This is a genomic window from Zhongshania sp., assembly GCF_029212375.1.
Taxonomy (GTDB): Bacteria; Pseudomonadota; Gammaproteobacteria; order Pseudomonadales; family Spongiibacteraceae; genus Spongiibacter.
The window spans coordinates 15,969-28,945 of record NZ_JARGNU010000010.1 but is presented as its reverse complement, the minus strand read 5'-3'; the positions used below and the strand labels follow the sequence as shown (position 1 = coordinate 28,945).

11 protein-coding genes are annotated in these 12,977 nt (G+C 51.4%); 6 read left to right on the top strand and 5 right to left on the bottom strand.

Annotation, left to right across the window (positions count from 1 at the left end):
* Positions 1–55: 55 nt before the first annotated feature.
* The 6 genes from ftsA (at position 56) to mutT (ending at position 8,160) form a co-directional block, all read left to right on the top strand.
* On the top strand, positions 56–1,285 hold the full coding sequence (gene ftsA / locus P1U47_RS11470) for a cell division protein FtsA (RefSeq protein ID WP_301029066.1): 1,230 nt from the start codon (positions 56–58) through the stop codon (positions 1,283–1,285).
* Positions 1,286–1,341: 56 nt separating this feature from the next.
* A complete protein-coding gene (gene ftsZ / locus P1U47_RS11465; RefSeq protein ID WP_008251578.1) occupies positions 1,342–2,499 on the top strand; it encodes a cell division protein FtsZ in 1,158 nt (385 codons plus the stop codon).
* A 106-nt stretch (positions 2,500–2,605) separates the two neighbouring features.
* Positions 2,606–3,517, top strand: coding sequence for a UDP-3-O-acyl-N-acetylglucosamine deacetylase (lpxC, locus tag P1U47_RS11460; protein ID WP_301029065.1), 912 nt, complete (start codon positions 2,606–2,608; stop codon positions 3,515–3,517).
* Positions 3,518–3,772: 255 nt separating this feature from the next.
* Entirely contained in the window at positions 3,773–6,523 is a 2,751-nt protein-coding gene (secA, locus tag P1U47_RS11455) for a preprotein translocase subunit SecA (protein ID WP_301029064.1), read from the top strand.
* Positions 6,524–6,536: 13 nt separating this feature from the next.
* Positions 6,537–7,757, top strand: coding sequence for a bifunctional glutamate N-acetyltransferase/amino-acid acetyltransferase ArgJ (argJ, locus tag P1U47_RS11450; protein ID WP_301029062.1), 1,221 nt, complete (start codon positions 6,537–6,539; stop codon positions 7,755–7,757).
* Complete coding sequence (gene mutT / locus P1U47_RS11445; protein ID WP_301029061.1) at positions 7,738–8,160, top strand: 8-oxo-dGTP diphosphatase MutT; 423 nt, start codon at positions 7,738–7,740, stop codon at positions 8,158–8,160. The genes argJ and mutT overlap by 20 nt, the downstream gene beginning before the upstream one ends.
* A gap of 30 nt (positions 8,161–8,190) precedes the next feature.
* Here mutT and P1U47_RS11440 read toward each other — a convergent pair whose 3' ends face one another.
* The 5 genes from P1U47_RS11440 to pilB all read right to left on the bottom strand — a co-directional run bounded on the left by P1U47_RS11440 (position 8,191) and on the right by pilB (position 12,965).
* Positions 8,191–8,406 carry a DNA gyrase inhibitor YacG gene (locus tag P1U47_RS11440; protein WP_301029059.1) on the bottom strand — a complete coding sequence of 72 codons (216 nt, stop codon included), beginning with the start codon at positions 8,404–8,406 and terminating at the stop codon, positions 8,191–8,193.
* A gap of 34 nt (positions 8,407–8,440) precedes the next feature.
* Complete coding sequence (gene coaE, locus P1U47_RS11435) at positions 8,441–9,049, bottom strand: dephospho-CoA kinase (protein WP_301029057.1); 609 nt, start codon at positions 9,047–9,049, stop codon at positions 8,441–8,443.
* A 22-nt stretch (positions 9,050–9,071) separates the two neighbouring features.
* Positions 9,072–9,953 carry an A24 family peptidase gene (locus P1U47_RS11430; RefSeq protein WP_301029056.1) on the bottom strand — a complete coding sequence of 294 codons (882 nt, stop codon included), beginning with the start codon at positions 9,951–9,953 and terminating at the stop codon, positions 9,072–9,074.
* 73 nt (positions 9,954–10,026) lie between these two features.
* Positions 10,027–11,241 carry a type II secretion system F family protein gene (locus P1U47_RS11425; protein ID WP_301029054.1) on the bottom strand — a complete coding sequence of 405 codons (1,215 nt, stop codon included), beginning with the start codon at positions 11,239–11,241 and terminating at the stop codon, positions 10,027–10,029.
* Positions 11,242–11,243: 2 nt separating this feature from the next.
* The gene (gene pilB, locus P1U47_RS11420) at positions 11,244–12,965 is read right to left on the bottom strand and encodes a type IV-A pilus assembly ATPase PilB (RefSeq protein WP_301029053.1); all 1,722 of its coding nucleotides are present in this window, start codon (positions 12,963–12,965) and stop codon (positions 11,244–11,246) included.
* Positions 12,966–12,977 lie beyond the last annotated feature (12 nt).

The following is a 12,977-nucleotide window of genomic DNA, read 5'->3' as shown; positions in this document are numbered from 1 at the left end:
CTGGCAATGGAGTTGCCGGCGCACAACGGATCGCAAACTTGGGAGAAGCAAAGCAATGGCTAGTTCACACGCAAGCCGGATGATTGTCGGCCTTGATATCGGCACCTCGAAAGTGGTGGCTATCGTTGGCTCGAGCAACGAAGACGGCAAGCTGGAAATTATAGGCATTGGCTCGCACCCGTCTCGCGGTCTGAAGAAAGGGGTGGTGGTCAATATTGAGTCGACCGTGCACTCCATTCAGCGCGCTATAGAAGAAGCTGAGTTGATGGCCGGCTGCGAGATCCACAGCGTGTATGTGGGTATTGCGGGCAATCATATTCGCAGCCTCAACTCTCACGGTATTGTCGCGATTCGCGACCGCGAAGTATTTCAGCTGGATTTAGATCGGGTTATTGACGCGGCCCAAGCGGTGGCGATACCGGCTGACCAAAAAGTGTTGCACATCTTGCCGCAAGAATTTGTGATTGATGAGCAAGAGGGCATTAAAGAACCGCTGGGCATGTCTGGAGTTCGGCTCGAAGCCAAGGTGCATTTAGTGACCTGCGCCGTAAATGCAGTGCAAAACATTGAAAAATGCATACGCCGCTGCGGCCTAGAAGTTGAAGACGTCATTCTGGAGCAGTTGGCCTCGAGCTACGCAGTGTTGACCGAGGACGAGAAAGAGCTGGGTGTGTGCATGGTGGATATCGGCGGCGGTACCACCGATATCGCGATCTTTACCGATGGCGCGATTCGCCATACCGGTGTAATTCCAATCGCCGGCGATCAAGTTACCAATGACATTGCCATGGCGCTGCGCACCCCGACTCAGTACGCAGAAGAGATCAAAATTAAATACGCCTGCGCGCTGACGCAGCTCGCGGGCGAAGGCGAAATGATTAAAGTGCCCAGTGTTGGCGAGCGCGCCCCGCGGGAATTATCTCGCCAGGCGCTGGCTGAAGTGGTGGAGCCCCGCTACGACGAGCTATTCACGCTAATTCAAGCCGAACTGCGGCGCAGTGGCTACGAAGATTTGTGCGCGGCGGGCATCGTGCTGACCGGCGGCACTTCAAAGATGGAAGGCGTGGTTGAGCTGGCCGAAGAGATTTTTCATATGCCGGTGCGTATCGGTGTACCGCAGGATGCGCGGGGTTTAACTGACATCGTGCGCAATCCAATTTATTCAACCGGCGTGGGCTTGCTGCATTACGGCATCAAGCATCAGGCCGAGCACGGCGGCCGTGGACGGGTTAAACGCAACGGTTTCTTAGCGAGCCTGAAACAGTGGGTTCAAAACAATTTTTAAGGTGTAGGGCGGCCGTGCCGGCAGCACGGTCAAATATGTAAAAGGGAGAAAACCAAATGTTCGAACTAGTAGATAACGTTCCTCAGAACGCAGTAATTAAAGTCGTGGGTGTCGGTGGTGGTGGCGGTAACGCTGTTAAGCACATGATCGCCTGTAATGTTGATGGTGTCGATTTCATCTGCGCCAATACCGATGCTCAGGCGCTGACTAATGTCGCCTCTAAGACGGTATTGCAGCTGGGCACCACTATTACCAAGGGCTTGGGCGCAGGCGCCAACCCCGAAATCGGTCGGCAGTCGGCGATGGAAGACCGCGACCGCATTGCAGAAGCACTGCAGGGCGCCGATATGGTGTTCATCACCGCAGGTATGGGCGGCGGCACTGGTACGGGCGCCGCGCCAGTTGTGGCGCAGGTTGCCAAAGAGCTAGGTATTTTAACCGTAGCGGTGGTCACCAAGCCTTTCCCCTTCGAGGGCAAAAAGCGCATGGCGGTGGCTTTAGAGGGTATGAAAGAGCTGCGTCAACACGTTGACTCACTGATTACGATCCCTAATGAAAAGTTGCTACCCGTCTTGGGTAAAAACACCAGTTTACTCGATGCCTTTAAAGCGGCTAACGATGTATTGTTGGGTGCAGTACAGGGCATTGCCGATCTGATTATTCGTCCGGGTATGATCAACGTCGATTTCGCTGACGTGCGTACCGTGATGTCAGAGATGGGCATGGCGATGATGGGCAGTGGTGTGGCCACTGGCGAAAATCGCGCTCGCGAGGCTGCAGAGGCCGCCATTCGCAGCCCTCTTCTCGAAGATGTGAATTTGCAAGGGGCGCGCGGGATTTTGGTTAATATTACCGCAGGTCTGGATCTGTCCCTAGGCGAGTTTAACGATGTCGGGGATACTATCGAGGAATTCGCTTCTGAGAACGCAACAGTCGTTGTTGGAACGGTAATTGACCCCGATATGGTCGACGAATTGCGCGTTACAGTGGTTGCTACTGGCCTCGATGGCATAGGCGCTGATATACCACTTAAAGTAGTTGAATCACGGCCCATAGAGCCGCGTTCCAATGATTATCGCAAGCTCGATCGGCCAACTGTTATGCGCAACAACCAGCAAGCGGCGGTTGCGCGAGAAGTGGCTCCGGCGCCAATGGCAGACAAAGACATGGAGTATTTGGATATTCCAGCGTTTCTGCGGCGCCAAGCTGATTAATTAGCTGTAGCCGGTACAGCATGGGCGGGGTGTCAGTAATTTGCTGGCACCAAGACAAGTACGCCCCTGTAAATGTAGCCGTCCGGCCCATAGAGTGAGTGTGAACATGATTAAGCAACGTACCTTGCGCAATACCATTCGTGCTACTGGCATTGGTTTGCATACTGGGGAAAAGGTCTACCTGACGCTGAAGCCAGCGCCAGCGGATACCGGTGTGATTTTCCGGCGCACCGATTTAAATCCCGTTGTTGAAATCCACGCTCGCGCGGAAAATGTGGGTGATACCACTCTGTCGACCACCTTAATGAATGGCGACGTACGGGTATCAACGGTCGAGCATTTGCTGTCGGCAATGGCGGGCTTGGGCATTGATAATGCCTATGTTGAAGTCAGCTCATCGGAAGTGCCTATTATGGATGGCAGCGCCGGTCCATTTGTTTTTCTTATTCAGTCTGCCGGAATTGAAGAGCAAAATGCGCCGAAAAAATTCATTCGTATAAAGCGTCCGGTGACGGTAAGAGATGGTGATAAAGTCGCGAGTTTCCTCCCTTTTGACGGCTTTAAAGTGTCTTTTACCATCGACTTTGACCACCCGGTCTTTAAAGACCGGGTTGGCCACGCCGAGTTAGATTTTTCCAGCACTTCATTTGTAAAGGAAGTGAGTCGGGCGCGAACCTTTGGTTTCATGCACGAAATTGAATACCTGCGCTCTAAGGGCTTGGCGCAGGGCGGCAGTGTCGACAATGCGATTGTGGTTGATGAATACCGTATCCTTAACGAAGAAGGTCTTCGTTATGAGGATGAGTTTGTTAAGCACAAAGTGCTCGATGCCATTGGCGATTTGTATTTGCTGGGCACTAGCTTGATTGGCGAGTTTAAAGCCTTTAAATCAGGCCACGGTTTGAATAATGCGTCTTTGCGGACCTTGATTAAAGATACCGATGCATGGGAATGGGTGACCTTTGATGATCCCGCCGATGCGCCAATTAATTACGCCGCCGCTGTAGCGGCAGTCTGATTATCACTATCTACCATGCTTGGCGGAGATTCGTCGAAGCATGGTAATATTCCCCCATCTATGCGATATTGCGCCTCGGTGTTACGGTATTGCCCACGTCTTGCCAATCGGTAAAAGTACGGCATTTTCGGGATCATTCTCCGTAGTGGTCGTCGCGCCGTCATCAGAATTTCATTCGGACAATGTAGCTTGGTGCGGCTTTAGAGCCTTCATTGATTAGGGACTTTTGCTCCCGGGAACAGTAACGAATCCATCATGATTAGAGCAGTAGTTAAAAAAGTTTTTGGCAGTAAAAACGACCGCGAATTAAAGCGCATGCGCAAAGTGGCGACCAAGATCAACACCTTTGAAGAGGCGATGATTGCGCTAGATGACGCTGCTCTTGGTGCAAAAACGCTGGAGTTTCGCGAGCGCCTTGCCGCTGGCGAAACCCTAGATCAGTTGTTGCCCGAAGCCTTCGCGGTATGCCGCGAGGCGGGCCGCCGAGTGATGGGCATGCGGCACTTTGACGTGCAGCTTATTGGTGGTATCAGCCTGCACGAAGGCACTATTGCCGAGATGCGCACCGGTGAAGGTAAAACCTTGGTAGCGACCCTCGCCGTGTATCTCAATGCACTAGAAGGCAAGGGTGTATTCGTGGTTACCGTTAATGACTACCTCGCCTCGCGAGATGCCAACTGGATGCGGCCGCTCTACGAATTTTTGGGTCTTAGCGTGGGTGTTATCCGCTCTGGTCAAGATCCAGAAGAGAAGCGCGCTGCCTACCAGGCTGATATTACCTACGGCACCAATAACGAATTCGGTTTTGATTATTTACGCGACAATATGGCCTTCGCCATAGAAGATCGCTACCAGCGCTCCCTGAACTTTGCGATTATCGATGAGGTGGATTCCATCCTGATCGATGAGGCGCGCACCCCGCTGGTTATCTCTGGACCAGCGGAAGACAGCTCTAAGCTCTACAAGCAAATTAATCTGTTTATCCCGTCGCTTAAAGAGAGCGAAGTAGATGAGGCTGGTCAGCCCGTTGATGAAGACGGTCACTACACTGTTGATGAAAAAATGCGCCAGGTTGAATTGACCGAGCAAGGCCATCAACAGGTTGAAGATATGTTGATTGAGGCCGGCCTGCTGAGCGAGGGCGATAGCCTGTATTCGGCCGGTAATTTGAATTTGCTGCACCATGTGAACTCCGCGTTGCGCGCCCACGTACTATTCCATAACAATGTTGAATACATTGTTCAGAATGACCAAGTGGTATTGATCGACGAGCACACAGGTCGGACCATGGCGGGCCGCCGCTTGTCTGAGGGCTTGCACCAGGCCATCGAAGCCAAAGAGGGTGTCACGGTTCAGGCCGAAAGCCAGACCTTGGCATCGACCACCTTCCAAAACTATTTCCGTCAGTTTAATAAGTTGGCCGGTATGACCGGTACCGCAGATACCGAAGCCTTTGAATTTCGGCAAATCTACGGTTTGGATGTGGTCGTTATCCCCACCAACAAGCCTAGTGCGCGTCGCGACGCCAATGATTTGGTGTATCTGACCAAAGAAGAAAAATACGACGCCATCGTCGAAGACGTAAAAGCCATTATGGAAACCGGCGCGCCGATACTGGTCGGTACTGCGTCAATTGAAACGTCTGAAGAAATGTCTTCGCGCTTCCAAAAAGCGGGCATTCCTCACAAAGTACTCAACGCCAAATACCACGAGCAAGAAGCAGAAATTATTGCTCAAGCGGGTCGCCCAGGCGTAGTAACAATTGCAACCAATATGGCCGGTCGCGGTACCGATATTGTGCTGGGTGGCAATGTAGACGTAGAAATTGCCCACCACGAAAACCCCTCTGAAGAGCTCATTAGCGAGCTGCGCGAGGCGTGGAAATTACGCCACGAGAAAGTAATGCAGGCCGGTGGTTTGCATATTGTTGGTACCGAGCGCCACGAGTCGCGCCGTATCGACAATCAGCTGCGTGGTCGAGCTGGCCGCCAGGGTGATCCTGGTGCATCGCGCTTCTATCTATCTTTAGAAGACAGCCTAATGCGGATCTTTGCCTCAGACCGAGTGCGCGGCATTATGCAGGCACTGGGTCTTGAAAAAGGCGAGGCGATTGAACACCGCATGGTGTCTAACGCCATTGAAAAGGCCCAGCGCAAAGTTGAAGGCCGCAACTTTGATATGCGCAAGCAGTTGCTTGAATACGATGACGTGGCCAATGACCAACGCCAAATTATTTACCAGCAGCGCAATGAGTTAATGGAAGCTGATGATATCAGCGATATGCTCGCCGCAATTCGCCACGACGTGGTGGGCGATGTGGTGCGCGAATATATTCCGCCGCAAAGTTTGGAAGAGCAGTGGGATGTGGCTGGACTGGAACGTCGTCTGCACACCGATTTTGAAGTAGAGCTGCCTCTGCAAACTTGGCTGGACGAAGATCGTTCGGTGAATGAAGAAGTGCTGACCGAGAAAATCAACCAAGCGATCAGCGAGGCCTACGAGGCCAAGTGCGCGCAGGTTGGCTTGGATATGCGCAAAATCGAACGTCATATCATGCTGCAAGTGTTAGATACTTTGTGGAAAGAGCACTTGGCGACCATGGACCATCTGCGTCACGGTATTCATCTGCGCGCCTTTGCCCAGAAAAACCCCAAGCAAGAGTATAAACGCGAAGCCTTTGAGCTATTCCAAGAAATGCTCGACAGCTTAAAGCTCGAAGTGATTCGCTTCCTCTCGCATCTGCGTCTCCAGCAAAACGAGAGTGCAGAAGAGCTGGCGCGTCAGCGTCGTGAAGAGCAGGCGCAGCGCGCAATGGAATTTCAGCATGCCGAATCCAGCGGTCTGTCTTTAGAGGACGAGGCCGGAGAGAACGATGCAGCTGCCAATGCGAATAGCAGTACTAGCCCAGAGACCTTTGTGCGCGACACTCGTAAAGTCGGTCGCAATGAAGTTTGCCCCTGTGGTTCCGGCAAAAAATACAAACAATGTCACGGCAAATTAGACTGAGGTAGGCAAAAGCATGGCGGTAGGTTCTGGTGAGTTGCCAGTTCTTCACACTGTAGACGGTGTGCGGATTGGGGTGGCAAGTGCGGGGATTAAAAAAGTTGGCCGCATCGACACCGTGGTCTTTGAGTTGTGCGAAGGCGCGTCGGTTGCAGGGGTGTTTACCCTAAACGCGTTTTGCGCCGCGCCGGTTACCGTGGCCAAAGAACATTTGGCCAGTACGTCGCCGCGTTATTTACTGATCAATACTGGTAATGCCAATGCCGGCACCGGTCAAGCGGGTATGCTTAATGCCCGTAATTCTTGCGCTGCACTGGCCGAACTCGTGGGTTTAGAACCTTCTGCAATACTGCCATTCTCCACAGGCGTTATCGGCGAGAAATTGCCCGTAGATAAATTGGTTGCCGCCATGCCGGCTGCTGTTGCTGCGCTTTCTGCTGACAGTTGGGAACGTGCGGCAAACGGCATTATGACTACCGACACTCGCCCCAAAGCGACGTCTCGCCAAATCGACATTGCTGGCCGCACTATTACCGTCACCGGTATTTCTAAGGGTGCGGGCATGATTAAGCCGAATATGGCGACCATGCTTGGCTATGTGGCGACCAACGCCAATATTGCGCCAAACGTTCTACAAGCAATGTTGGATCAGTCTGCGGATGCATCGTTTAATCGCATCACCATCGACGGCGACACCTCAACAAATGATGCCTGCGTGCTGGTTGCAACTGGTCGCGCCGGTGGCGAGCAGCTTTGTGAGGCCAGTGGTCCTGTATTTGATAAGCTTCAGCAAATATTCAACGAAGTATTTTTGGAGTTGGCCCACGCCATTGTGCGCGACGGCGAGGGAGCTACCAAGTTTGTTGCCGTAGAAGTAAGCGGCGCCAATGATGTAAGCGAAGCCCTAAAAGTTGCCTATGCGGTGGCGGAATCGCCGCTGGTGAAAACTGCATTATTTGCCAGCGATCCAAACTGGGGGCGTATTCTGGCCGCTATTGGTCGTGCCGGTGTAGATTCCCTCGATGTTGCCGCGCTAACCGTTCACCTTGACGATGTGCTGATTACCGAGCACGGTGGTCGCGCCGAGTCGTATACCGAGGCGGCGGGTGCAGCGGTTATGAAGCAGGCTGAAATCCGCATTCGTATCAATTTGAATCGCGGCCAGCATGCCGAAACGGTATGGACCACTGACTTCTCCTACGACTACGTCAAAATCAATGCCGAATACCGCAGCTAATAAACGAGTCCATGTTGCCGTTGGGGTGATCCTTAATCCGCTGGGCGATATTCTTATTGCCCGTCGTGCGAACGGGGCCCACCAAGGTGGCTTATGGGAGTTTCCTGGCGGTAAAGTCGAGGCTGGCGAAGGTGTTAGCGAGGCGCTGGCACGCGAATTACACGAAGAACTTGGGATTTATATTGAGTTGGCGAGCTGCCGTTCACTAATCGAAATCAATCATGATTATTCCGATAAAACCGTGTTTCTCGATGTATGGCTAGTCACTAAGTTTAGTGGCGATGCCGTTGGCCGCGAAGGTCAGCCGCTACGCTGGGTTAGCCCAAAATCACTTTCTGACTACGTGTTTCCGGCGGCCAATGTCGCCATTGTTGACGCCATTCAGTGTGCCGAAGCTGTTTAAATCCGCTTTAATTTGTGCTCCGTTTTCCCCTTAAAAATCCTGCTCTAAATCTCTACTCAAAACGTCATCGTGTAATGAGTCGCCAGGAATGTTGTGCTCTTCATTTGCCCATGCGATTAGATCGTGGTTTTTGCAGGACTCTGAACAAAATGGCCGAAAGGCGTTATTTGTATCCCATACCAATTCTGTTTTGCATTGCGGGCAGGGCACTGTGCGGGCTGCGGCTTTGTTTTGGTCTAAATTCATAGCAAAGGATTTTCCTAGAAATGATTGGCGAGGCTTACGATTTTGCAGCCGCGAGTTTTAGGAATTGTTGGTGCAATTCGCTTACCCGTTCATCTAACTGCGACAAACTCTGGGTGTTATCAATAACATCGCTGGCGGCGGCTAAGCGACTATTGCGATCGACTTGGCTGGCAATAATTCGCTCTACCTGTGCTTGCTCATTATTGTCTCTGGAAATTGTCCGGCTCAGCTGTACGGTTTCCGGCACGTCCACTACCACTAATCGGTCGCACATGTGTTTTTGCTGACTTTCCACTAGCAGGGGCGACACATACATCGCATAGGCACTTTGTACGCTCTGTAATTGGCGCTGGGTTTCTGAGGCAATCAGGGGGTGGAGTAATGACTCTAGCCATTGCTTAGCGGCGGGGTCAGCAAAAATGGTTTGCCGTAGTGCCGCGCGATTCAGCTGGCCGTCGGCGAGCAGATGCGAGTCGCCAAAGTGCGCAGCGATTTTTTGTAGTGCAGTGCTGCCGGGTTCAACTACTTCGCGGGCAATAACATCGGCATCGACAATGCCGATACCCAATTTAGCGAAGCGGTTTGATGCGGCAGTTTTGCCGCTGCCAATACCGCCGGTTAGTCCTATAACGAGTTTGCTCATAACTTGAATAACTTATTGGCGCCTAGCGAATACCGGCGAGTTGCAGGTAACCATCGATCAGTGCCTCTCCCCAGAATAGCGCGATCCAGCCGGCGCCAGCGAGGTAAGGCCCAAACGGCATTGGGGTTGAACTGTCACTGCGCTTAAGCATCATTACCGCGCCGCCAAACACCGCGCCGACTACTGACGACAGTAGAATAATCAGCGGTAAATACTGCCAGCCCAACCAAGCACCGAGCGCCGCGAGCAGTTTAAAGTCACCATAGCCCATGCCCTCTTTGCCGGTTAATAATTTAAACAGCCAAAATACCGACCATAGCGACAAGTAGCCCGCCATGGCGCCCCATACCGCGTCGTGCAGGGGAATGCTGCCGGTAATACTGTTGAATAACAACCCCAACCAAATCAGCGGCAGGGTAAGTTGGTCAGGTAACAGTTGGTGGTCAATATCGATCACGGTGAGAATGAGCAAAATCCAGCTGAACAAAATCGCCGCAAAGGCGTAGGGCGTGAAGCCAAACATCAGTAGCGGGAATATTGTTAACAGGGCGGTTACGCACTCCACTATTGGGTAGCGAATACCAATTGGCGCCTTACACGATGCACAGCGCCCGCGCAGCATTACATAGCTTAATACTGGAATATTCTGCCAAGCTTTAACGGGTGCATTGCAGCGTGGGCAGTGGGAGTTGGGAATTGCCAAATTAAACTGCGGTGGGGTAACCTCTTCGGCGTCATCGACCTCGCTGAGTAATAGTTTGCACTCGTGCTTCCATGTGGCTTCCATCATCTTGGGCAGGCGATAAATCACTACATTGAAAAAGCTGCCAAGCAGAAGGCCGAAGAGACCAAAAAAAGCGATAAGAAGCAGCGGAAAATTCGCGGCGGCTTCGAAAAAACTCATATGACTTACTCGCTTTAGGGGGAGTGCTCATCCCCGCTGGGGGAGAGCCTTGTAGTGACAATAATTCGACATGTTACATTGCCGAACCGAGCATAAAAATGGGTAGATACATAGCGATCATCAGCCCGCCTACCAGCACACCTAGTACCGACATAATCAAGGGTTCTAATAATGCGGTTAGGGTGTCAACCGCATTATCTACCGCTTCTTCGTAGTGGGTGGCGACTTTGTCGAGCATGTCATCAAGGGAGCCAGATTCCTCACCAATTGAGACCATCTGTAGGAGCATGCTGGGAAATAAATTTGTAAATTTAATAGAGGAGTAAAGTGTTTGGCCAGTGGTAACGTCATCGCGAATCTGGAGTATCGCTTTGCCATAGACGGCATTGCCAGCTGCGCCAGCAACAGAATTGAGCGCGTCAACTAGCGGCACCCCAGCACCAAAGGTTGTTGCCAGCGTACGAGAAAATCGCGCAATAACTGAGTTAAAGACAATGTCGCCTATAATTGGCATTTTAAGCATCATTTTGTCGACCCAGTCAGAGAACGCTTGAGATTTCTCTCTTGCTTTACCAAAAGAAAATCCCGCAATGATAGCTCCACCTAAAACGATATACCAATTGGCCTGCATCCATTCAGACATGCTGACTACTAATTTGGTGAAGGCGGGTAAATCGGAGCCGAAACTTTCGAAGGTGATAGCGAACTGAGGTACAACCTTAATTAGCAGAATACTTGTAACAATAGCGGCTACAACTAAAACTGCGATTGGGTAGGTAAGTGCTTTCTTGATTTTTGCTTTTAGAGCTTCCGTTTTCTCTTTGTAGGTCGCCACTCGGTCTAGCATGATTTCTAGTGTGCCCGAGGATTCGCCAGATGCTATTAGGCTACAAAAAAGGTCGTCAAAGTACTTGGGGTGCTTTGCACATGCAACAGCAAAACCACCACCAGCGGAGACGTCGTTTTTAATGTCAATAACGAGCTCTTGCATGGTGGGGTTTTCAACACCCTCGGCCACTATGTCAAAGCTTTGAACTAGCGGTACGCCCGCTTTTAGCATGGTTGCCATTTGGCGAGTGAAGATTGATATGTCGGCCGGCTTTATCGCCTTTTTATTGCTAAAAAGTGGTTTGGGCTTTTTCTTAACATTTTTTGCAGCAATACCCTGTTTACGTAAGTGGGCTTTAACAATAGCCGAAGAGGGCGCGTTAAGTTCGCCGCGGGTTTTGCGACCCTGCTTGTCTACACCTTGCCAGACAAACGTCTCGTTTTTTGCTGCAGTTGCCATCGCTAATCCTTGGTAACTCGGTTAACTTCTTCAAGGCTGGTAACACCCTGCGCGCATTTCATTAGCGCAGACTGGCGTAAATTATTAAAGCCTTCTATTTGCGCCTGAGCGGCTATGGCTAGGGAGTTGCCGTTCTCCATGATAATACGAGATATATCGGGAGTGATGCGAATTACTTCGTAAATACCGACGCGGCCTTTATAGCCATTGTTACAGTGCTCGCAGCCCACCGGATGCATGATTCTAGCTGTTTTCAACAGATCTTCAGAAAACCCCTCGTCTAACAGCGTTTGCTTTGGAATGTCATCGGCGGGAATAGCGCATTCTTTGCATAAACGTCGCGCTAAGCGCTGGGCAATAATCAAACTAACCGAAGTCGCCACGTTAAACGCCGGTACACCCATGTTAAGGAGTCGGGTTAGGGTTTCTGGGGCGCTATTGGTGTGCAAGGTAGACAGCACCAAGTGACCAGTTTGCGCCGCTTTAATCGCGATTTCTGCGGTTTCTAAATCGCGAATCTCACCCACCATGATAATGTCGGGGTCTTGTCGTAAGAACGAACGCAGCGCTTCGGGAAAGCCAAGGCCAACCTTGGCGTTAACGTGAACTTGGTTAATGCCCTCAAGGTTGATCTCGACTGGGTCTTCTGCCGTAGAGATATTCCGCTCGGGGGTGTTTAGAATATTCAGGCCGGTGTACAGCGACACGGTTTTACCCGAGCCGGTGGGGCCGGTAACTAAAATCATTCCTTGGGGCTGGTTGAGGGCTTTCATGTACAGGTCTTTTTGTACCTGTTCATAACCCAGTGCGTCGATACCCATTTGCGCTGATGACGGATCGAGTATCCGTAATACCACCTTTTCTCCCCATAATGTGGGCAGGGTGTTTACCCGAAAGTCGATGGCGCGGGTTTTAGACAGTTTCATCTTAATCCGGCCATCTTGGGGTACGCGCCGTTCAGATATGTCCATTTGCGACATAACTTTCAAACGTGCCGCGAGCCGGTAGCCTAGGCTGGAGGGTGGCCGAGCAACTTCCTGTAATATGCCGTCAGTGCGAAACCGAACCCGGTAGATTTTCTCGTAAGGCTCAAAATGAATATCAGAAGCGCCGCCGCGAATGGCATCTAGCAATACTTTGTTTACAAATTTAACAACCGGCGCTTCGTCGGCCCCTTTTAACTCAATTTCACCGCCGCCATCCTCGTCTACTGCCTCAATATCGAGGTTTTCGAGGCTGATGTCATCCATATCGCCAAGGCTGTCGGCAAGAGACTCTTCTTGGGCAGCAAGATACTTTTCAATGGCGATGTTAAGCGCCGACTCCTCAACAACGATAGGCTCAGTTGTTAGGCCGGTATGAAATTTGATTTGGTCTAGGGCGTGGAGGTTGGTTGGATCTGACATGCCAATAAATAAGCGCTTACCCCGCTTCCACAGCGGAAGCGTGCGGTGGGCTTTAATTAGCTTGTTGTCGATGATTTTTTGGGGCGACAGCTCGGTGGTGTAAGAGCGGAGGTCAAGGAAGGGAATGCCAAACTCATCCGCCGCAATCTCGGCTATACGCACACCATCGGCTAGATTTTTACTAACAAGGTGGGTAACTAGGCTTTTTTTATCCTTTTGGGCGGCCTCTTGGGCCTTGCGAACGGTGGCCTCGTCTAGTATTTCATCGTATACCAGTCGTCGGGCTAAACCGTTTAAAGGAATTGCAGAGCTGTTCATGTGTCGCCTGTG